Below are 22,347 nucleotides of genomic sequence, written 5' to 3' on the forward strand. Positions count from 1 at the left end.
ATAAATTTATCAAATTTGATAAATTGGATATTTAGGATAAGTTTAAAGGAGAGCGGTTTTATGCTCTCCTTTTATAGTACGCCTAATAGAAGAGGCTTAAACAGCCCCTTCTTTCTTAACATATTGCATTAATTGGCGCAGCACTTCTGCCGCTCCTTCCTGGCTCAAAACGATCTTCCCGTTGCCAAGACTGATATTCTGATCACTTACTTCACCTGTGACCATACATTGGCTATTCGGCTTGTACTTCTTTAAGATAATGCGCTCGTTATCGACGTAAATTTCAAGTGGGTCTTTCATTTGAATATCTAGGGTACGCCTTAACTCCATAGGAATGACCACACGTCCTAATTCATCGACTTTTCGTACAACTCCCGTTGCTTTCATACTAATCACTCCTCTTAAATTATCTGTTTTTTCTGATTATAACATATTATAATTCGGGTCCTTCGTTCAACGGGGAAACGACGTACATCTAAAGAATCTTTGTGATTTATCTCGGTTCATGACTTTTAGCCTATACAGAAAAAATAATCATTATCTTTACCTACCTTTTAAATAATTGTAATCGGGTGTTTTACAAGCCAACTTATCAGTTCACACACTCTCACATATTTTAGGGGATAATGTAGTTCTTTTGACTGAAAAACATACTGATTCCCATTCTAAAGAAAGTCTAAAGTATCTAAATTAGGTAAAAAATTTACTGGTAATTATGTTAGCCTTTGTAGTGGAATTATTCCCAATACTTCAGGAGGAACATATGAAAAAATTACTTACTACATTGTCCATTAGCTTAGGAAGTGTTATCTTATTCTCTACTGGTGCATTCGCCCAAGATAACGAAGAAGTACCACACGGAGACACAACGCTTGAAGAATTCACTGAAATTATTGAAGCGGACGCTGATAAGGGTAAAGAGGAAGCTGAAAATCTTCAAACGTTCAATGCCTTATCTGATGAAGATAAGGAAAAACTCATTAACTACCTCAATGATCCAGAGGTCATTGAAGAATTTGCTGACGCTACAATGACGCTTTCAACCAATGAAGTTCAAACCTCGCACAACGGTGATATTGTAATTACACATGAAATCGTTGAAGACGATGCTGAATTTAGTACTATGGACAAAACAAGATTCAGAACATTTAAGTCTGAACAAAAGGTTTTAGATGTTTCTATTACATCTCTATACCAGCAGATAGGCGTGTTAAGAAGAGGAGTTAGCATAATTGGTATAAACGGTCGTAGTTTTTGGTCAACAAATTTAAATCCAGGTGCGGCTGTATCAGGTTCTCTTGGTAATGCAACCTATACGGCTACTAAGGCTACATCACAAGTTGTTTGGAAATTCACTTTTGCAAAACACTCACCTATGCACTGGTCGAAAATTCAAACAATGAACGTTGACCGTAGAGGACACGTATCAGGAAATTTAGTGAAGAATTACTAAGATAGAAGGTCGATAATGAATGAGTAAGAAAGCATTCAAGATAATAGCTATAATTATAATTGTATTTGTCATCGTAACTGTAGGCGGTTGTGCTTACTCAATGTTCGGTCCATGGACTTAATAAGAAAAAAGACGACTAATTTAGTCGTCTTTTTTTATGAAATTACTTGAATGAATCAAACAACACTAAAAAATTCTTTGTACTACATATCATCAGTTCATTTTCGCTACGAAATACTCTCACCGTAATTAAAAAGACCATAATCGCTCTATTTGGTTTTTTTATTGTAATCATACATTAACTATTAGACTGGTACTTCTTTAAGATAATGTGCTCGTCATCGACATAAGTTTCAAACGGGTCTTTCAATTTAATATCTAGGGTACGTCTTAGTTCCATTGTAATGACCACAAGGGTCCTAATTCATCAACTTTCCATTCAACTCCGTTACCTATAATTCGGGTCCATCGTTCTCCGGTCCTCGGTTTCGTTTCTTATCTAATTGATTGTTGCGTCTCATGGTTTTATCTGCAACTTGAACCATTTTGACGAAACTTTGCTTCTGATCACGTAAAGAAAGCCTTCCGACACTTTCCATGTCTTGAAGGCTCATTTGTCGGGTATCTTTTGGATGACAGTTTACATAGGAAGGCTTATCAAGGCCAGCATTCTCCCAATCCTTCACTTTATACCCGTTTATGATATTAAAAGGGGAACTCGACGTTGTGACTTGTGCAATGGTGCATAGCCCATCCTCTTCTGACACAATCATTACTGGTCTTTTTTTCCCTCGTTCGGTGCGATTTTCATTAAGGTGTTCGATATAGCATTTCCGGATTTCTCCGAATCGTTCAAACTTATCCTTCATACCAACGACGATCAGAAGGGTCACGCAAATCTAATTCAACATTTCCATTCGCGTTTACTTCTAATTTTTTAGGGTTCGGATTCGCTTTTTTAAACAACTTATCCGCCTTGTTTAATTGTTTTAATAGCTCTTGTCTTTCTTGTTCTTCATTCATGTTATCACGCTCCTCGATAGAATCATGACTTTAAACTGTACCTTATACTATATCAAACGTAACACCAGATATCCAAGCTAAAAGGGATAAAATTATCCCTTTTAATAAAAATATCCCATTTATTCTTATTATCCTTTTAACACCCTTTAAGCATTAATTTGTTCGGTATGACGACATTGAGGAAACGATGTACACCCAAAGAATCGACTCCCTTTGTCTCGGCTATGACGAACGACTAACGCTTGACCACATTCCGGACAAACACGCGCCTCCGGCTCGACCTGGTGATACACGTCGGCCGCTTTGACTTCCGGATTCACCTTATTAATAAACTCTTGAAGCTCCACCCGATCAAGCAGCTTCACCCCACACGCTTTGGCCAAGTTTTTGGCTCCGGAGGTATAGCGACTGTTGGTAATCACCCAAGATTCTTGCGCTTTATAATACGCTTGGGCCGCGTAGACTTGCTGAACGGCATCAATCCCTACCCGATTTTTAAATTTGTAGCGTTTGGCTTGAATGACGATCTTGTTTCGTCCTTTTAACACCAAATCGGCTCCATAATCATGACTTTGCTGCGTTTCAGCCGGACGATACCCAAGCATATTAAACAACGCAACCAGGTAAAACTCAAATTGAAAACCGTCCATTTGATCAATGTCCCGTATCCCCGATTTACTCATACGTTTGAGGATACGACGGCGTTGGATGGTGCGAAAGAGGAACTTGGCCAGCTTCCACCCCACCCAAAGGAAAAACACCCACATAACCACTCTAAACAAGCTCTCTAACACCATCCTATCGCCTCCTATAGTCTATGATTAGCGTTCATGCTCGGCCTCTATTTCCTTACGGGCCATTTGCTTTTTCACTTTGGCTTTTAAATCATCGTTCCAATCCTTCTTAGTTGGCTGCTCCACCTGGAAGAACTGTTCTTTAGCCGCATCGTCTTTGACTAGCTTATCGCTCGGCCGCATTTTACTTGTAATCGTCTCAACGAACTCATGACCGCCCTTATCGTTATCTACCGCAAGCACAACCTGTTTCACCTGGTGACCTTCGGCTACCATCTGTTTGACTTGTTGCGTAATGACATCTGGTTTGACCCCACTCATACTCACTAGGCGCGCGTTCTGAACGTCTTTTTGTTTAATCGAATAATAACTAAGCGCATCGATCGCGTCCTCAAACACGATCAATTTCTCCGGCTTCCCGACATCAAAGTGAAAGCCTCCTGGTTGCTGGCTATGCTTATCAACGCCCTTAAACCGACGACCATTTCCCATGTCGACGGTTCCTTGACGATTGGCTCCAACAATCTCTCCTTTTTCGTTCTTCCAAGGAAAGACGATGTTTTTCTTTTGGTCCTGGACAATGTACTCGTTTTTCAACGCCCATTGAACGACTTTCGGGTGAATCTTGCGCTCTTCCATCAAGTAGGATTTCAGCTCTTTCGTTGAATCTACTTCGTAATGCTTCGGGTACTTGTAGGGTTCTACCTTTTCTTGTTGTGTTTGTTTCTCTACAGATCGGTAGTCTCCATTTGTTAAGTCCATGACGGCTTGCGGAAAACTCATATTGAAATACATCATCGCAAAATCGATCGCTCCGTGACCCTTTTCGCCACGGGAGTTCCAGGCGTACATATTGTCACGAATTAACAACGAATCATGTTCGGTATGGCGGTAATAGTTCCCCTCTTTCGTGAACGTTTCCCCTTTACTCTCCAAATAGTCGATTAAATCAACGTTTCGAGCCTCCATAATTTGGTCTGCACCAGCACGCTTGGCCATGCAGCTCCACCTCCCTTGTCATTAGTTAAACACAGGCTTAATGCGCTTATTTTCTAACGTCAATTTGGCTTGGAATGACTTGCCTTGCTTGCTTTTAAAGCCTTTGAGCTTTCCGGTGGTTTGGCCGGATAAGATCGTTTGAATTTGGTTCTGCGTCAACTTCTTTTCAAAGATCGTTTTTGGCAACGTCTGCTTGCAGCCATTTTTGTATTGATCGCATCCATAGAACGTCTTACGATCAACCATTTTTCCATCCTGGCACGACGGGCATTTGCCTACATACGTCTCTTGTTCAATCGTTTGAAGATATTGGCCAACCAGCGTGTCACCCACAACCCGTGAGCTACCTTCCTTAATCTCATGACGAATAAATTTGCGAATGTTCGCCAGGAACGTGTCTTGGCTTCCTGTTCCTTCTCCGATTTTGGCCAGGTATTGTTCCCACTTGGCCGTCATATCCGGACTACCGAGTAAGGACCCTTTAACCGCTGCACACAAGACCCGGCCTTTCGGTGTGATATGGACCTTTTTACTCTTAATCTCAATGTACCGACCCTTTTTAATCTTCTTAATCGTTTCGTCGCGTGTGGCTTCTGTTCCAATGCCTTCAATGTCATTTAAAATCCCCGTCAGTTCTTCATCCTCAACGGCTTTCCCGCATGTTTTCATCACATTAATTAACTGACTTTCTGTGTACAGGCGAGGCGGCTTCGTTTTCCCTTCATGGATGAATGGCTTTATATTCGCGTTTTCCCCTTCCTGGAGAGGGGGTAGCTTAGGTTCTTGTTCCGCGGATTCTTCTTGTTTGGAGTCAAGCGATTTCCGGAAGGAAAACAGCTCTTTCCAGCCTTCCTTTTTTGGTACCTTTCCCGATGCAGAGAAGGAAAGCCCGTTGATAGAAGCCTCCACGCTCGTTTCTTCATACTCATACGGTGGCGCAAACGTCGTAAGGGTTGTGGCCACTACTTCCAGATACACAATCCATTCTTCCTCACTCCATTTCGCCCGCTGCGAGTCCGTTGGAATCGTTTTCGTTGGCACAATGGCATAGTGTTCCTGGACCTTCTCACCGTTCACATGGCGTTTTTGCCCTTCCGGATGCGCCACGTCGACGACGACGTTCAGTAATTCTTGATACGCGAAACGCTGCGCCTTTAAGTAGCTCAATTCATTTTTCGTAATGTACTCGCAACCTGTTCGTGGATACGATAAAACCTTCTGATCATAAAGAGATTGCGCAATTTGTTTCACTTTGTCCGGTGAGTAGCCGTACCGTTTCCCCATCGCTGATTGTAGGCCCGAAAGGGAAAAGAGCTTCGGTGCTTTCTGTTCTTTCATGTCGCGTTGAACACGGTCAATAGCTCCTTTTTGTTTTTGATCAGCTGTGACACCATGAGAAGTAAGCAGCTTTTTGGCTTCCTCATCCGTCTCAAAACGATCATGGACTTTCGCTTCAAACGAACCATTCTTGGTCTGAATCTCCGCTTTCACATCAAAGAATGGCTTCGATTGAAACGACTCCACTTCTAATTGACGTTGATAAATCAACATGAGAAGGCTCGACTGTACGCGACCGACGGAATACCGATCACCCTTCCCGCTGCGCTGCTGTAGGCTCAAACTGTATAAGCGAGAGGCGTTCATTCCGACCAACCAATCGCTGATCTGACGCGTCTGTGCTTCCGTATATAAGCGTTCTGATTGTTCGCCGGGTTGAAGGTTTAAAAAGCCTCGCTGGACTTCCTCCGCCTCCAGGGAATTAATCCATAAGCGTGAGATTTTTTTGTTCATGCAGCCCGCTTTATGGATGATGCTGCGGGCGATGTTTTCACCCTCCCTGTCGATATCCGTCGCGATGATGATATGATCAGCGGCTTTTAGTTCGCGCTCAACAACCTGGTATTGGTCTTTCTTATCCGGTGCCACTTCCAATACAAACGAGTCCGGAAACATCGGCAATTGATCAAGGGACCACTTTTCCCATTCTTCCTTATAGCCACTTGGTGGCTGCGGTTGAAGAAGATGGCCAATCGCCCACGTTAAGACCACCGTTTGATTGGGAAAGAGCTTCGTGTCCTGGACCTCAATGTACTTTCCTTTATTATTCGTTTTCTGAAAAGCCTCCGCATACACACGCGCTTGGCTTGGTTTCTCCGCTAAAATGACCGTTTTCATGTTCATCATCCTCTCATGTAATTTGATGTATGAAAGACCCCCTTCCTAGATGGGGAAGGGGGTCTTTCATTGTTACGCTCGTTCTAACTCTTGTTCATTGGATTGTGAGCGACCCATCCCACGGAACTTAAAAAATCCTTTCTCATTCGGGTCTTTTTTCTTGTCTTGCTTATACTCCTTATCAAGCTGCGCTTCGAGCTTTTTCAAGTTCTCCGCAGCTTTTGGTGACAAATCCATTTCTTTGATCTCGGACAAGGCTTCTTTGCGTAGCTTATATACGTCATGGTACGAATGAGACGCTTCAAAATCCATCATTTGTTGACGCTGCTCCTTCGATACCGCCGGGAATGGATTGGTACGCTCGCCATTTTCCCTTTCCGGCTCTTTGGCCTCTTTAGCCTCCGACTTCTTTCCTTCCAAGACGTTTAAGACATTCGTTTTAAATAAGGCTTTGTACTCCTCACGTTGATCGCTTTCTTGTTCCAGCGGCTTTTCTCCGGCTGGCGTGACAGCTGCGGCCACCTGGTCTTTGTACGTTTCTTTATAGTCCTCTTTGGACATGGACGGTTCTTGTTTTTCCTGGCTTGGCTCGGCTTTCTCTTTCACTGGCTCTTGTTTTTCTTGGGTTGGTTCAGATTTTTCTTTCACTGGCTCCTCTTTTAATGGAGTTAGTTGCTGCAACTCAAATGTGCCCCGTTCATGCTTACTCGAAATATAATCCATGGAAACAGGCTTTCGATTTAAACGCGTTCTTGAATCGTCTCGCTCATTGACTTGATACGCCGTTACCTGGTTGCTTTCTTTGTCATGAACCAACTCAAAATCTGGACGGCTTTTCACTTTGGATTCCAAACGATACGTCGCTTCTTTGTCTGTGTCTTTAATTGAGGCTGCTTGCTTATAATCCTGGTCTAAGTCGCGCGGGTCGTGAACCGCCTTCACTCGTTCAAACGCATACATTCTCATGGCCTCTAGTTGGTTCGTGTTCATGTGATCGCTCCCTTTCGTTGGTTGAGGTTGGGTGTTCTTGTTCAACTGATATGGAAAAGCATCGTAATACACGCCCTCCTGGGCGAGTTGTTGTTTCTCTTGGCCTTGTTCCTTCTCTCGATCGCTGACTAATCGTTTTTCAATCGTATCAATGAAGCTATGCGCCGTTTCATGTACTTCCTTTAAAAGCTGTTCTTTGTCCTCCATCTTGCGGCCACTGGTCCAGCTATGGAGGTAATTTAACGAGTAATCACTTGTATCAATCCCAAACTTCTTGGCCACCGTATAGGCCGTCATTTCAGCTTGAAACTCTTTCTCCGGTGCCGTGTACTTGTGATGCGTTTCTTTCGTGTGGAGCTTCGCATGAGTCAACTCATGAAGCAATGTTTTCACATTCTGCTTATCCGAATTCCGTGGGTTCAAGGCCACTTCGTTCGTCAGTGTGTAACTAACTCCTTTAGCTGCGCCAAGCTCCTCTTTTGGTGGGATGATCTTAATACCATTTTCTTTGGCCACATCCTCCATGCCCTGCTGCAAGGAATCCATATTTGGGACGCTTCCCTCAAGCCACCGATTAGGGAAGATTTGCGGCAAGTCCTGGGCGGTTGCGTTCGTCTGTGAGACATCAAATACCGACCCAACGGAAAAATAAAGACGACCCTCGCGTGTTGGAAGGTCGCCACGTTCAATCTTCTGTTTTTGTGTAGTGGTTGCTTTTTTTAAGCCTTTCCACTGGTCCTCTTCGTCCTTAAATTCTTTCTCCAATCGATTCGGGACTAGGATTTTTAACCCCTTCTCCCCTTTATTAACGGGGAAGCCTTTGTCTTTCCAAAACTTAAACGAACCGACCGCTTCGGCTCCAGGAAACTGGTTGTCGATCAACACCGAGTTACGCAGCGAGTATTGATGAAATTTCCCCATAAAGGAAAGATAATCTTTCACCTGGTCCGGCGTATGAAAGTAGGAATCGATTCGATCTTGCATCCCGCTTGTAATCTGTTCAATCTCTTGTTTTCGTTCCTCCGCTGTTTTCTTTTTGTACTTGGCCATCTACTCTTCGCCTCCTCGATCGGCTGCCTCGACAAGCTCCTCTAGGGCTTCCTCTAGTTCCGTTTGGTCGGTATCCAGGAACAATTCTTTCGTTTTCATATTAATAGGAATGACGAGGTTTTCTTGATTTTGAAAATGGATTTGCAGTTTGCGAAACTCTTCATCTGATAGAAAGATTGTGTACTCTTCGTCTCTGACTATCAACACAACACTGTTCTTGGTTTCATCTTGATAGACTGATTGAACAACGCCGACTTCCATATCTTCTCCGAAAAACAAGACCATCTATTTCACCTCCTTAAAAGCATAATAGGCTTTCATATTGCGAATAAATGTACACCCCATGACACAAACATCCATCACATGAGAATCCATTGAATCAAGTCCCGGTGCTAACGGCTGATCATCACGTTCGCAGTGATCACATACTCCAATCTTATACGGGCCAGGACCCGGCAAAAATGAGAACGAACCAACCACAAACATTTGAGGATGAAGCAATGTCGACATCGCATAATCAAACGCGTTTGCCCTGGATGGGTCTTTCTTTTCTCCAACTAACACACTATCAGATGACACACTTAATACAGGGAGAATGGCGTGTGTATCGAGTCCATACTCTCCATATTGATGAACAAACACATAATTAAATCCGTAATGTGATTTAATGAAGCGAGTATCATTTCCTACCTTCTCGACTCCATGTGCGACAAGCATCTAATTGGCTCCTTTCTGTGAGTCAATGCGCTTCTGACGTTTCGTTGAAATACGTTCTTCGACCGCCTCTCTAGCTTGTCGTGTCAGTGCTGCCTCCCAAAATCCATCTTCCTTGTCTGTCACATAACAAACGTCTAAATCTTTCAGCTCACGTTGAATGGTGAACATCGTATTTAACAGCTCTAAATTGATCTGCGATGTCTTATCAGCGTGATTGGCCGCCATTAGTATTTTCTTTAATTCATTAGAGAATAAATCGTTAATCGTTTGACCGAATATCTTGGAAAAATACTCAACGTCCCATTCTCTTTCTTTGAATTGCTTATGCTCTGAACAAATACGATCAATTGCATCCGCGGGCTTCATGATGCCCTCTTTCTTCATTACTTCCTCTATATAAACGTTCGTTTCTTCTGTCAATTTTAAGTTGCGTCGTGTACGAGTGGTCATGTTACTAATCCCTCTCTTTCGATTGATCAATCTCACGCTGGAGTTGTTCATATGCGCGCTGCTCTTTCCAATCTTCATAGTCACGTCCCATGTGGTAAGAGGCTTGCCGTAACGATTGATAGGTTCGTGAGTTATCATACGCTGTTTGCCATTTATCTGATCGATACGCGAGCTTTTTCATATGCTCTTGGTCCTTCGCAAACTCTTTCATTTCTTTTAAGAACCCATTCCCCATGCGCTTATATAGATCATCAAGTTTGGTCTGCTTATAGCGATCAAACCGGAACGAATCTTTCGGCCCACCTCCATACGCTTTCTTGATTTCTAGTACCTCTTTATCAAGCATCTTGTGCAACGATTGAAGGTCTTGTCCGTGATACTTTTTTAAGTAATCGGTCGTCAGTTGATCAAGCTGTTTGCGTACAGGATTTAACGTGGAATACCCGTATTGCCATTGTCGCTTATCTGCGGGTAGTTGCTTCATCACTTGCAAGAAACCATCCTTCAGATCACGATTGCGAAACCTTAACGTCGAGTTCTTCTGTTTGCCATGAACCATATGTTTTCTGATCATGTCGTTGATACGCTCCTGGTGTGGCTGCCGATTCGAGATTTCATTCACAACCGTTGATTTCATTCGATCTAAAGTGAGTGGTTTCCGCTTGCCTCGATCACGCGTTGGATGGGGTTCGACCATCGCCAAGTGAATGTGAATATTATCCGTGTTGTAGTGAATCGCTCCCGACCATACCGCACTACCGGAAAGACCTTCTTTCTCTTGCATGTTGTGCATAGACTTTCTCGCTACATCCTTTAACTTCTGTTCATTTAGTGAACCTGTCTTGGAGTTATAGATGCCTTTCTCCACCAACCAATCATTATTAAAACTGATCACGTCTTGCCACATGACACTACCATTTGATTGTGCTTGCTCGAACAGTGATTTCATTTTTCCCTTGTCGGCTTTTGATAGGTGGTCACTCTCTTTCGTGAACAAGGATGACGTTTTATCCGGGTCGCTCATGTAGTCCTGGTAGAGCGAAAACATTTTGTTCGCTCCATCTTGTTTCATCGTAGCAACTTCACGATCAACATAGTCAACGTAGTTTTGAAACGATTGAGAATCGGCTGTTGTAAATCGTGATTTGAGTACGACACCCGGAGCCTGTTCATCTACGCTCATGAGTACCCATCAACTCTTGAATCGTTTCGTGATACTGTTGCATGACTTCAATACAATGTTCCATGATCACCATGTTTTGTTGAATGACTTCGTTATACTTCGTTTCCTTATCTTGATTGAAGTGATGAAACGCCATCGTGTTCAATTGGCGGCGCAAAAATTCTTCCCGCGATACTCCAATTTCTTTTGCAAGTTGATCTATTTTTTTGACCGCCGCTGCGTCCATTTTTCGTACACGTATTTCCATAAGAACACCTCCATAAGTTAACTGCACAAGGGCAAGAGAGAGTGAAGAGCATAAGGGGTTTTTGTTCCCACATAACGTGGAAAGTCAGGCAGAGCCTGACGAAACCGCGGGTACAAGAAATTCAAAGTATGTGTCACGCATGTGTCACGATTTTTATATCCCTTTCGGTCTGTGTGTCTCTCATGTGTCACAATAAACACCAAATCAAAGGAAAATGAATTCCCGTGTGTCTTGCAAGTGTCTCTCAATTTCCATTATCTTGCTTGATGTGTCTTGTAAGTGTCTCAAAATGAGCCGTTTTTGGCTCTTTTTTCGTTCTTTTTATCAATTATTGACCTAATTTTGATCATTGTCTGATGTTGTTTGAGCGGTTTCTTGCTTCTTTTCTTGAAGATTTTCGATCTTCGCTTCGTGGTTTTGAATGGCGATGTTATAATCGTAGATCGCATCATCGATCGTGCGAATATCGCCTTTGATTCGATCAACTTCTACTTGGGTTTCCTCCTTTTCTTCTGCCGTTTGATACGCTTGATCGGTTTCTAAATCAGTCAATGTTCGATATAAACGATCGCGATGTTCTTGTGCTTGTTGTCGCTGATTCTCTTCTACTTTAATGTCTCGTTCGGCTTGATCAATTTCAAATTGAACGAACGAAGCGGCGTATTCTTCATCACTTTTGACTTCTATTGTTGAGTCCGTTTCAACGATTCGTTGATCGGTTTGTAAGAAGTATTGAACATCATCCAAGGGACTTCTTTGTTCAATCTCTTCCTCCTCTTCCTCTTCGTTTACAATCGAATACGTTGGACGATTCACGACCAACCCAACCGCTAGAACCTCCCATTCGGAACTAAGGTTTTCAATCTCCAACACTAAGCCATGACGCGATTCAAACACGACATTGTGCGGCAACATCTGACGTGGATTGGCTGCCTCTTGGGGGACAAAGGAGAGCGACTCTTCTGCTTTCATCCCATCGGTTTGTAAGGTGAGATAAGCCTTGTTCGTTGTCGGATTGTAGACCCACTCTTCAATGTAGATATCACCTGTATTATTTAAAGAAATGGCTGATTGGTGAGGCGTTTCGACCACTTCGTTCTCGCTTCCGGCCCATAACCTGGAGGACATAAAGACCGTGAATCCAAGAAAGAATAAAGCCAAGACAACGATATACACAAAGGACTTATTCCGACTGGTTCGTAACTTTTTCTGCAAGAGTTTCTTAAATGATTTCAATGAATACCCTCCCTTCGGTTACTCAGATACTTCGGATTGAATGAGGGATAAATCGTTCACCATCCACTCATTTTCTCCGGTTTTTTCGATCGTGATCGACACGAGAACGTCGCGTTCTTCTTGCCGATCGATCTCGGTATCATCGATGATATGGTGAAAGTCTGCTACCGCATACAACACATCGGCGGTCGGTTCTTTATCTTCTAAATACAAGTGATTCATGATGACATCCGTTTCAATTTCTTCATTGGCTTCGATCTGATCGGCGGGGAAAAAGCGATCATACAATTCATCATTCATAATCGCTCGACCCGCTGCTCTCTCTTCCTCATACTGATTAAAATCTCGGTTATACGCTAACTGAATAAACTCATAGGCAACGTTCGTGATCGCTTCACGTTCAGCTGCGACTTGTTCCGGTTCCATTCGTTCCAGTCGCTCCGTTAGGAGCGTGTTATCTTCGTTTAACTCTCGGATTTGTTCATGTAGCGGAGCCACATCAACAGGGTCATTCGTTTGATTCATCGCCCATAAATTAAGGACCGTGACTCCAGCCAATACCACCAATCCACTCCCAAATAGTAAGTACCGTTTATCCATGTTGCTCTCCTTTCTTACGAAGCGAGTCCCATAAATTCGACCGGGTCCACATGATCTCCGTATTGACTTTGACGCACTTCTAAATGTAAATGCGGTCCAGTTGAGGTCCCTGTATTTCCACACGTTGCGACTTTATCCCCGGCGGATACTTGGTCACCTGGTGACACATCAAAGGACGATAAATGAGCGTACGCGCTATAGTAATCCCCATGATTAATAATGACGATATTGCCGTAGCCGCTTTGTACTTCTACGTTCGTTACCTGGCCATCAGCAATCGATAGAATCGGTGTAATGTGCTCCGTACACGCGTAATCCGTTCCTTTGTGATACACGGTTTGTTTTTCATCAAAGGGGTCGGTACGGTAGCCAAAATCAGACGTTTTCCGTACCTCTCCATCGACCGGAAACGCCATTTCTCCATCGCCTGTACCACCACCAACGTTCGGGGTTGAGAGGTACGAGAAAATCGCATCGACATAGCCAATATCGCCGTAGCACGCGCCCGTTGATTCACTCTCCGGTCGAATACACGAGAAGGCTCCGGTGTGACTTAGCTTGTTATACATCATGCGTGAAAAGTCGATCGCGAGGTCTTTTGAATACGCGCCGCCGTTGTGTTGATTGGCGTAATTAATGAAGCCCGAACCAAAGTTATAACTTTGAAGCGCGAGCTTCACATCGCCATTGGCTTCGCCAAGCACTTGCTTAAAATACTTCACGCCTTGCTCAATCGATTCCTCCTGGCCAAGTGTATTCACCGGTAGGCCGAGCGACTCGCTAGACTGCATCACGTCCTCTAATCGTCCTCCACTTTCTTGCATGGCCATCGCCATTAACACATCAATATGGTCCTCCATATCGTGTTCAGCCGCGTATTGATTAAAGATGGGTCGGAGTGCTTCCAGCTCTGCACTCACTTGCGCGATGCCATCATGACCACCTTCTTCACCAACCAATTCACTTTCGTTTTGATCACCTTGTAAGGCCGAAAAGAAGAAAAAGCTTGTCGCTCCGATAAGGAACAAACAAGCCAGGATTAACCCAATAATGACCGCCCACCACTTGGGTGGAATGAGTGTTAAAAGCCACACTTACAACCCTCCTCCGTACAAGGCCAACTCCTCCGGTGAACATTCAATGGAGAAGCGAATATTGCCTGCTCCCGCAATCGTCAAAATCGTACTCCCTGTTTCAAGCATTGGTATCGATTGAATCTCATGATCAGATAATTCATCATTGAACACGGTTCGCAGCTGTTGCACATTCTCCGCATCTTGTTTCATTAAAAACTTATACGAACTAAGGTTGAATAGGGTCTTGATTGCCGCAATGTTTTCCATGGATGACCCTTCCGGGACAAAATCACGTATCGTATGAGAGGCAAAGATAATCCCACCAAAATACTTACGCGCTTGACGGGCAAAGTTGGTTAACATACCGAGCGCAGCCTGTGATTCTTGTTTGGTATTGACGATCGCGTGCGCTTCATCAATTTCAATCAAGTAATACACCACATCCTCCACGGCTAATTCCCCTCGGTTAAAGGTTTCGTACTGCGGAACCCCTTTCTGCAGAAGTTCATCCCATAGAAGATTAATGACGTTAAACAACTGCGCTTGGAACACGCTGCTTTGCATCTGCGCTAGACTCTTAATCTCAAAATAGACGATCTGTTGTGCCTGGAAATTATCCAATGACGTGTGCTGATTAAACAATCGTCCATACGTACGAACCATCGTATTTAACACTAAAATGATGTTCTCCAGGCGTGTCATTCGGTTGTTACTTAAATTTTCATGCATGATTTCTTTCTCAATGTCGCTATATAATTCTTGTTTGATACGCATCATTAAATCACTTAAAATGGGGTATTCGTTACTTGGTCGATCAGTCACCCTCACGCTCTCATCTTCGGCCCATAGCCCCCATTCCACATACATCTGATTGGTTAGATTCTCAAATTCTTTGATCTCCATATCGGTTGCTTCCGGCGCAATAAAGCGATAAAAGTTCGCCACTTTCGATAAGTGCTGCGTAAAGCACGTGGCTTGATTTTCATGCGTTTTAAAAACGTGAAGAGGATTGATGCTTCCCTCCGACCCATCTAAACTAATGATTTTGCCTCCACGTGCCTCAACCATTGGACGAAACTCGCCCGTCACGTCAAATCCTCGAATAAAGTCCCCCCGATCGGCTCGGTCAGACGCAATTTTTTTGAGTAAGGTTGATTTACCACTTCCCATACTTCCGATCACCACGCCATTGTATGAAGGTCTTTGTTTGTCCTTATGAAAGACATCCAAAATCACATAGCCGTTGGTGTTCGTTTGACCAAAATAAGACCCGTACGGGTCATGAAGCTGGGTAAAATAAAAAGGCAAGCTACCCGCCAACACACTGGATGGGAGTTGCTTACCTTGTCGTTTGTTATAGTCTTTTAATTGTGTACTATAGCCTTGAAACAAGGCTTTCCACTCATACTCTTGTTCATTCAGTAACACCGTGGCGCGAAAATCTAAGTTCTCTAAGAATTGAACGGTATTCGCTAAATGCTGTTCCAATTCAACAAGCGTACGACCGTGTACGTACATCCGCAGCGTGATACTCTTAATCACATCCCCATCGTCTCGTATCGCATTGTAGACACTTGCTAACTCGTCATACGCATCACGCGCCTCCATCTTGTTTAAATTGTCCGTCTCTTGAATGTAGCGGGCATTTTGTTCAGCCATAGACTTGTTCATCGCTTCGCGAATCTCAAATGTATCTTCCCTCGCAAAATCAAGTGTAGTGATGCAGTTCTCGATATCAAAGAGAGGAGCGAGCCAAAAGTCATTCGCACGTTTCGGATACTTGTATACGTGCAAGCACGCTTCATATCCATCTCCCTTCTTAATAAACGATTCCTCGAACTTTACCCCGCCAGCCGGTTGAATCGTGGCCAGCAGCGCATCATTCATTTGATGCTTTTTCTTTTTCTTCTTCTCTTGTTCGTTCGGTTGATTCCGTTCTTGTAGTAGACTCATGCCATCACCTCATAGCCAGTTTAGAATTTTGATTCCCGAGCTTATACAACAAATTGTCGCGCTTACTCTTCGTTAGTTCCTGTAAGGGAAAACTGACACTCGTTAGGTTCTTAGCGACTTTCACTCGCTCCTGAAGAATTTGCCGAGTTTCTCCAAAGATGAACAAGAAAAACTCTTTATTGGTACGGTTGGCTTGAAGGTACGCCAGCTCGTCGATTTTCTGTTGGAGGAACTGAATTTGTATCGGGTCTGTCGCCCGATCACGCTTGCGAATCAAATGCCCCTGTTGCCCTCCTGTATCAACGGGATACGTTAAGCCGACGACCTTCATATCTTCACTGTTCGCTCGTATGAGACGCTCAAACGTATAAACATCTAAGTCCGTATCCTGTTCATTCTGCGCGTAAAGGTCTTTTGTGGTCACTTGAAAGATATCAAGATACCCATTGTTATTCCGTAATTGATAGACGCCTTCGACGTAATCAGCCAACGGGTGAATATCTCGGGTAGAGGACTCGACTTTCCGTTTGATCGGTTTCTCCTGTCTCGAACCAAACCGCTTATTCCATTCGCGTGTACCTTTACTGGATTCATCAAACCAAACGGCCTGTTGTTCCTGGTCTCTCTTTTTTGAAAACCACTTGGACCGTTTCTTTTTCATTTGTTTTTCATCAAACATATTAGCCCTCCTCTCGGTTCCGTGGTTCATCGATGGATTGATAGGTCTGTCTTGACCGATTCAGTGCGTAAGTCATGGCTTGATACATCCGTTTTTTCGGGTTCGATCGTGGCCGACATAATAATGTGACAATGACAACCACCATGAAGAGATAAAACGGAATTTTAAACCCTGGCTCAATGAGTCGTCCAAGAGCCCATGAAATGACCACTGTACCAACGACCATCCAAAAGTCGAACATATAAATTTCTTTATACATTTTGATTTCCGTTTTGATGTCATTTGGAATGATGTATTTACTCATAAACGGTACCTTGCTTGAATGGGAAAGAACTGTTCCAGAATGGAATGTGGATGTCGTTTGACCATTTCTTTAAACATGGTGGTCTTTCGACCTTTTCCCAAGGTACCAATCACTACAGATGAATGTCTCATATCGCATTCTCCTTTTTAGATGCAAAAAGAGACTCATTAGAGTCTCCCTATGCACGTTTTCGATTTTTAATTTCTTGCCGACGCTTGGCCTCCAATTGTTTGGCATTAATACGCGTTTGCTTCCAATTCCTTGTGGTGTTGTTCGTTAGATCATAGCTGCGCTTCGCACGTTGATACGTTTTCGTGCCTTGAACCATTTCACGACTTCGTTGTCCGAAGTATTGGCCAAGTGTTCGTTGTTCGACATGTGGTTGTGGTGCCGATTGCTGCGGTGCCTGTGGCATCTCCGGTTGGTGTGGTGCTGATTGAGCCGGCTCCATTGGTTCCGTTCCATGATTCACAGGTGCACTCGGTGGCTGATAAGGAATGTCAGACGGTCGAGGCACATACTCACCACCTGTTGGTGTATCAAAGGCTCCTGGTGTTGGTGCCGAGCCATGTACAGGTTCACTCGATGCACCTGGTTCATTCATACTCGAAACGTGACCCGCTGGACCCTGTGATGGAGCTTCCGGCATCGCCGGTCCCTGTACAGGTGCTGTTGACGCAGCCGGTGCGCTTGGTTTATGGAGTGGTGCATTTGATTTTGGTGTACCTGGTGACCCATTTGAACGCGTGGTTGTCGGCTGTGAACCAGTCGGCATCACTCTTGAAGCTGCTCCAGCCGCTCCTATTGCCGCGTTTGCTGGTGCTGTTTGCGATTGAACGCCCGCTTTTCCAACGTCTCCGGCTGTCTTTAACCCTTGATTCATATCGGCATGTAACGACGGCTTTTGTGGACCGGACGATGTCTCGTTCATTCCGGAATGGATTGGATTGGTTCCATTCGATGTCGTTTGTCCTGGTTCAGTTCCTGCACCCTCGGTATTCTGTTTCTCATTCATATCGCTATGAAGGGAAGAAGGCGCGCTCGTATCTCCCGTCGTTCCAGGCGTTGGTTTCCCTTTCGGGCCTTGTGCATTCGGTTGATCGTTCCCTTTCATTTGCGTATGCAAGGCTGGTTGAGCTTCGGTGTCCTTGCCTCCAGGTTGTTTGCCTCCCTTTGCTTGTTCCATATCCTGTTGGACCTTGCCTGGTGTGCCGGACCCGTTCCCTCCTGTCGGTGCGTTACCTTGTCCTTGACCCGGACCTCCTTTTCCATCATTCGATGGGTTGCCTTTACTTTTTAATCCCGAAACAGCTCCAAGCGCACTGGCCGCAGCCACTACGCCTCCACTTGCACTTTTCGTGACAAGACCCGCAGCCGCTTTACCAAGCCCTGTGGCTCCGCGTGAAGCCGCATAACCGCCAGCGACCATGCCCCATCCGGATTTTAAGCCGGCATCAATACCGAAAATACGTTCACACACTTTCGGTCCATCAACGACCGCTGCACTAACGGCGATCATCGCAATGAGCTTCGCTACCGGGTTCATATCCGTTGTCGGAAGGTAGGCCATGAAAATGTTGTAGAGCCGGAGTGATAGGAAAATCATGATCACAATCGCAAACATATTCACGATGTTCTTTAAGACTGCCTTTAACATTTGTCCGTTTTGCAGGTCTACAAAGGCTAAGATTGACGCTAAAATCTTGTTGAAAGCAATTTCATACGCCAGACGCGCCAATTTGTATGTGGCGAATAACAGCGTTGCTGCCCCGACAAACAAGGTGACGAAAATCGTCCAAAAGTTGTACTCAAATCGGTAGTAATATTCATCGAACGAAAACATTGAAAACATGCCGCCATTATCGATCTTTTCAAGTCCTGTATTACCCATTGCGTCTGTAATTATTTTTGCTTGCATCATTTGTTGACCATCTTCGGATAGTTCTTGACCGGGTGTTATTTCCGTATCTTCGGTTATAACTTCAACCATATCAATATTCCGCACGCGACTCTCTTGAATATTGTTTGGCTCAACATCGTCAAGTGAGTCTAAGTCGGTTGTTTCCCATCCAGTTTGATCATAGAGCGTTACGTCCGTTAGATTTTCTTTGATCACGGCATCGGACATCATTCCGTCGCCACTTGTGCTCACTTCATCGTTTGCGGCTTTGGTGAATGTCTCAAAATGAGTCATGACGGTTGAAAGCCCCATGATGACAAACACCGCGACGAACACGTTAAAAACAATTTGGTGCGTTTGAATTTTTCGGTTCATCATCAATTGAATCCCTATCCACGCAAGGGAAAGAGCCATGACAATAACCATATACGGTAACATGTCGCCTAAGAAATCCTGCACCGAATCATCATTAAAAAAGCCTAACATGTCCGTCATGGAATTAGTTAGGCCTTGCATCGCATCCATTAAGACCGCTAATCCCTTAATCAACGCCCACCCAATTTGACGAAACAGCCAACTGATCGGTGTTGAGAGGGTCATCACATCCTCAAATTGAAGCAACTTCTTCAACAGTTCTTCTTCTTCCATACACTCGCCTCCTTCCGCTCACTAGCCGTTTTACTCTTGATCTAGTAAGCAGTCCGTCGACATAGGGACCGTCTCATTAAATGGACTCACATAGATTTCTAAATCCGGCATGGCGTTGGGGTCCTCTTTTTTTATGATGGAGACCACACTATCGTTTGTGCCAATCACAACTTCGTTTCCTTCTTCTAATGACTCTCTGTGCTTTTCAATGATCGTGTATAAAGTACTCATATGGGTAATTCCTCCTCGTGATTTTGGGTTAAAGCATCAATTTCACTTTGAACAAATCGCAATGTATGACTATCAATCACATCTTCGCTAGCTAACACCTTGATATGCTCGTCTAGCTCTTCCAATGTCCAATTTTCAACATCATCCTTCTTTATACGTACAACAGGTATAATCTTTTGTTCAATCAAACCCCATACTTTTTGAGGTAAAATATCTTTGATTCGTTCCTCTTCCTCGGTTTCTTGTTCATCGTCTTGAAGCTCTTCATCAAAGGAAAAAGCGTCCTCAACTGGTTTCGGTGATTCGTTCGTTTCTTCCGGTTGTTCAGCGGTATCCGGGATGTTGTTATTTAAGGTTTGCATAAAGTCTTGAAATGAATCGTCTGCCTCACCATTTGGCCTTGGCGTAGAGAATCCCTCAAAATAGATGATTAAATCCTTCGGCTTCACGTCTCGGTGACTACACGCGATATCCACATCCATAATGGAAACGTCGGTGTCAAAATCATCGGTGAGATATTCCCAACGATATTTCATCGCGGTTTTGCCTCGATTGAAGATCGGTCGCGGACGAATTCGGTTCCGTTTTTTGTCCTGTCGTTTGATATTACGCAAGACAACCGTTTCCCCTTCGTTTAACTCCATGAGCTCGTTTGGTGTTAAAAGTGGCTTCGCATCTAAACTGTCGTTTTCACTCTTCGCCAACGCTAACGGGTTCCCGCTACGCGACGTAGTGCGCTGTGTCTTGTTCCCTAACAGCCAACTAAATTTCTCGGCCGTTTCTTTTTCAAGCGAATGAATGTACATTTGGTTCCCGCAGTTTCCGATAATCGTGTCTGCGGCTTCTTTCCCGTACTTTTGTGGTAGTTGAGAGAAGCCTTGCACGATTAAATTGAACCGGATATTACGACCTAAACAAACGGTAATAATGTTAGGCATATCTTGAATCGATGGCATGTTTCCAAATTCATCGAGCATAAACACCACTTGGCGATAACACTTGCCGCCTTTCGTTTGTCCGGCGTTTTTCGCCAGGACAAAATACAGCTGGCGGATGAAGATAGAGGAAATCACATGAACCGACGTGTCATAGTCCGGAATGATAATAAAAAGAGCCACTGGCTTGTTAAAGTATACGACCTCCTCTAACGTCACCGCGCTGGCTGCTTCTTCTTTCACTTGGTTAAAAGCGACTTCGCCCGTTTCATGGTCAATCGCCTCCACTCGGTACGACTGATCTTCGATCTGAATCGTGTCACCTTCGGCTACAGGTTGATCAAATAACAATTTCCATCGTCCCGACGGTCCGGCTTTAGCCTTTTCAGTAACACCGTTCGCGAACGTCACATGAACACGCTCATAAGGTGCAGCCGTTCCTTTTAGCTTCTTCCCGTACCCAATCTTATCTAAGTCAATCGAATTTCGACTGGTCATACGGGCAATTTCATCGAAGGTGAAAATTTGGAGCTTATCCATCGCTGTCGCAAAGATACTGGAGCGCATTTTCCCCTCGGAGAATTTGCTGGACGCATACTGGAGCTTGGCGACTGTGCCTTCCGGCAAGTTCTGAAAATAGAGATCAAGCGCATTGGCGAAAATCCCATCATCAATCTCAATATTCATGCCACCAAGTTCCGTCAACATATTGGCAACGGCATACATACAAATTTGATCTTCTCGCTCTTCGGCTACGCATTTATCGGTGATGGCCAAGATCATGGCATTGACTAGTTGGCCCGCAAGGTTATTCCACATGGGGTCCTTTGAGTTCGGGTCGTGATAAAGCGAGTGAGTGAGTGTTTGACACAACAATTGAGCCGTTGAGTAATCCTGGTCTTTATACGCGTCTTTAATGAGTTGGAGTAAGTTATAACTCATGGACTCATTTGGATTATCCAAATTCATGACTTCCAGGTGATAACCCCGTTTTTCAAGCGTTTCCTTACTCGCGCGGTATAGTTCCCCTTTTGGGTCATTAAAAACCATACTCGGCTTTTCTGTACCGCGTGAATACGCATCAATCGTTGGAAACACAAACATTTCTCCTTTACCGGAACGAGTGGTCCCGATAATCAAGTTATTGACCGCTGAATCATCGACCAATAAATAAGATTGTTTTTGAAACAATTGATAGGGCTTCATGACCTTCTGAAAGCCGCTTAATTGTTGATAATTCCGCCAGCTATCAATCGCGTTCCATTTATTCGTCCTTGAAATGGCTGGTCCCCCTTGCCCTTTGAACGTGCGCGTTCGTTCCGGTATTGCCTTGTATTGTTTCCGCAACTCTTTTTCCGTTGAAAACCGCTGCGACCCTTTTTCATTGTTAGTCCCAATCTTTTTATAGGACTGGCGCAAATCATAGAGAACCTTACCAATCCCAATTCCGGCAATGACTCCAACTACACCATAAAAGATAGGATAATCGAGAATCTGCCATTGAAATACCGCCTCCCTTAAGGAAAAGAGAGGCGGCGGATTGCTTAGGTTACCGATCATCTCCCACGCATGTAATCCGGCACGAAGGATGAAATTGGCTAAGAGCGATACCAGGAATAAAAGGCCAGCTCCTAAAAGGAAAAGAACCGGGAAGCTGGCTAATCGTTCACGTATCGTATACCTTTCACGTGTTGCAACATCCAT

At 44.2% G+C, this 22,347-nt stretch carries 23 protein-coding genes and 1 pseudogene; 1 reads left to right on the forward strand and 23 read right to left on the reverse strand.

What is annotated here, in order from left to right; genetic code table 11:
* Positions 1 to 96: 96 nt before the first annotated feature.
* Entirely contained in the window at positions 97 to 387 is a 291-nt protein-coding gene (locus JNO66_RS19970) for an AbrB/MazE/SpoVT family DNA-binding domain-containing protein (protein ID WP_203090969.1), read from the reverse strand.
* 376 nt (positions 388 to 763) lie between these two features.
* Here JNO66_RS19970 and JNO66_RS19975 point away from each other — a divergent pair, with 376 nt between their 5' ends.
* Positions 764 to 1,453 (forward strand): hypothetical protein, encoded by a 690-nt coding sequence (locus tag JNO66_RS19975; protein WP_203090970.1) that lies wholly within the window; start codon positions 764 to 766, stop codon positions 1,451 to 1,453.
* 304 nt (positions 1,454 to 1,757) lie between these two features.
* On the opposite strand, the pseudogene JNO66_RS20955 reads toward JNO66_RS19975, so the two are convergent.
* From JNO66_RS20955 to JNO66_RS20075, 22 genes and pseudogenes are all read right to left on the reverse strand, one after another.
* Positions 1,758 to 1,912, reverse strand: a pseudogene (locus JNO66_RS20955) (AbrB/MazE/SpoVT family DNA-binding domain-containing protein); the annotation flags it as partial.
* On the reverse strand, positions 1,906 to 2,322 hold the full coding sequence (locus JNO66_RS19980; protein ID WP_203090971.1) for a type II toxin-antitoxin system PemK/MazF family toxin: 417 nt from the start codon (positions 2,320 to 2,322) through the stop codon (positions 1,906 to 1,908). The gene JNO66_RS19980 and the pseudogene JNO66_RS20955, both read right to left, overlap by 7 nt.
* On the reverse strand, positions 2,312 to 2,476 hold the full coding sequence (locus JNO66_RS19985) for a hypothetical protein (protein ID WP_203090972.1): 165 nt from the start codon (positions 2,474 to 2,476) through the stop codon (positions 2,312 to 2,314). The genes JNO66_RS19980 and JNO66_RS19985 overlap by 11 nt, the downstream gene beginning before the upstream one ends.
* A gap of 146 nt (positions 2,477 to 2,622) precedes the next feature.
* Positions 2,623 to 3,273, reverse strand: a complete 651-nt coding sequence (locus JNO66_RS19990) for a restriction endonuclease (RefSeq protein ID WP_203090973.1) — start codon at positions 3,271 to 3,273, stop codon at positions 2,623 to 2,625.
* Between the two features lie 24 nt (positions 3,274 to 3,297).
* Positions 3,298 to 4,269 carry a DUF3991 and toprim domain-containing protein gene (locus JNO66_RS19995; protein WP_203090974.1) on the reverse strand — a complete coding sequence of 324 codons (972 nt, stop codon included), beginning with the start codon at positions 4,267 to 4,269 and terminating at the stop codon, positions 3,298 to 3,300.
* A gap of 21 nt (positions 4,270 to 4,290) precedes the next feature.
* Positions 4,291 to 6,444 (reverse strand): type IA DNA topoisomerase, encoded by a 2,154-nt coding sequence (locus tag JNO66_RS20000; RefSeq protein ID WP_203090975.1) that lies wholly within the window; start codon positions 6,442 to 6,444, stop codon positions 4,291 to 4,293.
* 72 nt (positions 6,445 to 6,516) lie between these two features.
* Positions 6,517 to 8,484, reverse strand: coding sequence for an ImmA/IrrE family metallo-endopeptidase (locus JNO66_RS20005; RefSeq protein WP_203090976.1), 1,968 nt, complete (start codon positions 8,482 to 8,484; stop codon positions 6,517 to 6,519).
* A complete protein-coding gene (locus JNO66_RS20010) occupies positions 8,485 to 8,769 on the reverse strand; it encodes a hypothetical protein (protein WP_203090977.1) in 285 nt (94 codons plus the stop codon).
* Positions 8,770 to 9,201, reverse strand: a complete 432-nt coding sequence (locus JNO66_RS20015; protein ID WP_203090978.1) for a hypothetical protein — start codon at positions 9,199 to 9,201, stop codon at positions 8,770 to 8,772. It lies immediately after the preceding gene.
* Positions 9,202 to 9,651, reverse strand: coding sequence for a hypothetical protein (locus JNO66_RS20020; RefSeq protein WP_203090979.1), 450 nt, complete (start codon positions 9,649 to 9,651; stop codon positions 9,202 to 9,204).
* Positions 9,652 to 9,655: 4 nt separating this feature from the next.
* The gene (gene mobP2, locus JNO66_RS20025; RefSeq protein ID WP_203090980.1) at positions 9,656 to 10,834 is read right to left on the reverse strand and encodes a MobP2 family relaxase; all 1,179 of its coding nucleotides are present in this window, start codon (positions 10,832 to 10,834) and stop codon (positions 9,656 to 9,658) included.
* Positions 10,821 to 11,081, reverse strand: a complete 261-nt coding sequence (locus JNO66_RS20030) for a ribbon-helix-helix protein, CopG family (RefSeq protein WP_203090981.1) — start codon at positions 11,079 to 11,081, stop codon at positions 10,821 to 10,823. The genes mobP2 and JNO66_RS20030 overlap by 14 nt, the downstream gene beginning before the upstream one ends.
* A gap of 336 nt (positions 11,082 to 11,417) precedes the next feature.
* A complete protein-coding gene (locus tag JNO66_RS20035; RefSeq protein WP_203090982.1) occupies positions 11,418 to 12,317 on the reverse strand; it encodes a hypothetical protein in 900 nt (299 codons plus the stop codon).
* A gap of 18 nt (positions 12,318 to 12,335) precedes the next feature.
* The gene (locus JNO66_RS20040) at positions 12,336 to 12,917 is read right to left on the reverse strand and encodes a hypothetical protein (RefSeq protein ID WP_203090983.1); all 582 of its coding nucleotides are present in this window, start codon (positions 12,915 to 12,917) and stop codon (positions 12,336 to 12,338) included.
* 14 nt (positions 12,918 to 12,931) lie between these two features.
* On the reverse strand, positions 12,932 to 14,011 hold the full coding sequence (locus JNO66_RS20045) for a lysozyme family protein (protein WP_203090984.1): 1,080 nt from the start codon (positions 14,009 to 14,011) through the stop codon (positions 12,932 to 12,934).
* On the reverse strand, positions 14,012 to 15,946 hold the full coding sequence (locus JNO66_RS20050) for a VirB4 family type IV secretion system protein (RefSeq protein ID WP_203090985.1): 1,935 nt from the start codon (positions 15,944 to 15,946) through the stop codon (positions 14,012 to 14,014). It abuts the gene before it with no gap.
* A gap of 4 nt (positions 15,947 to 15,950) precedes the next feature.
* Positions 15,951 to 16,625 carry a hypothetical protein gene (locus JNO66_RS20055; protein WP_203090986.1) on the reverse strand — a complete coding sequence of 225 codons (675 nt, stop codon included), beginning with the start codon at positions 16,623 to 16,625 and terminating at the stop codon, positions 15,951 to 15,953.
* Between the two features lies 1 nt (position 16,626).
* On the reverse strand, positions 16,627 to 16,929 hold the full coding sequence (locus tag JNO66_RS20060; RefSeq protein ID WP_203090987.1) for a DUF5592 family protein: 303 nt from the start codon (positions 16,927 to 16,929) through the stop codon (positions 16,627 to 16,629).
* A complete protein-coding gene (locus tag JNO66_RS20855; RefSeq protein ID WP_273753827.1) occupies positions 16,926 to 17,060 on the reverse strand; it encodes a hypothetical protein in 135 nt (44 codons plus the stop codon). The genes JNO66_RS20060 and JNO66_RS20855 overlap by 4 nt, the downstream gene beginning before the upstream one ends.
* Before the next feature lie 47 nt (positions 17,061 to 17,107).
* Complete coding sequence (locus tag JNO66_RS20065; protein ID WP_203090988.1) at positions 17,108 to 19,477, reverse strand: pLS20_p028 family conjugation system transmembrane protein; 2,370 nt, start codon at positions 19,475 to 19,477, stop codon at positions 17,108 to 17,110.
* A gap of 30 nt (positions 19,478 to 19,507) precedes the next feature.
* Positions 19,508 to 19,708: a hypothetical protein gene (locus JNO66_RS20070; RefSeq protein WP_203090989.1), complete on the reverse strand. Its 201-nt coding sequence runs from the start codon at positions 19,706 to 19,708 to the stop codon at positions 19,508 to 19,510.
* On the reverse strand, positions 19,705 to 22,347 hold the full coding sequence (locus JNO66_RS20075) for a VirD4-like conjugal transfer protein, CD1115 family (RefSeq protein ID WP_246483382.1): 2,643 nt from the start codon (positions 22,345 to 22,347) through the stop codon (positions 19,705 to 19,707). The genes JNO66_RS20070 and JNO66_RS20075 overlap by 4 nt, the downstream gene beginning before the upstream one ends.

This window comes from Alkalicoccobacillus gibsonii, assembly GCF_016798245.1.
Lineage (GTDB): Bacteria > Bacillota > Bacilli > Bacillales > Bacillaceae_D > Alkalicoccobacillus > Alkalicoccobacillus gibsonii.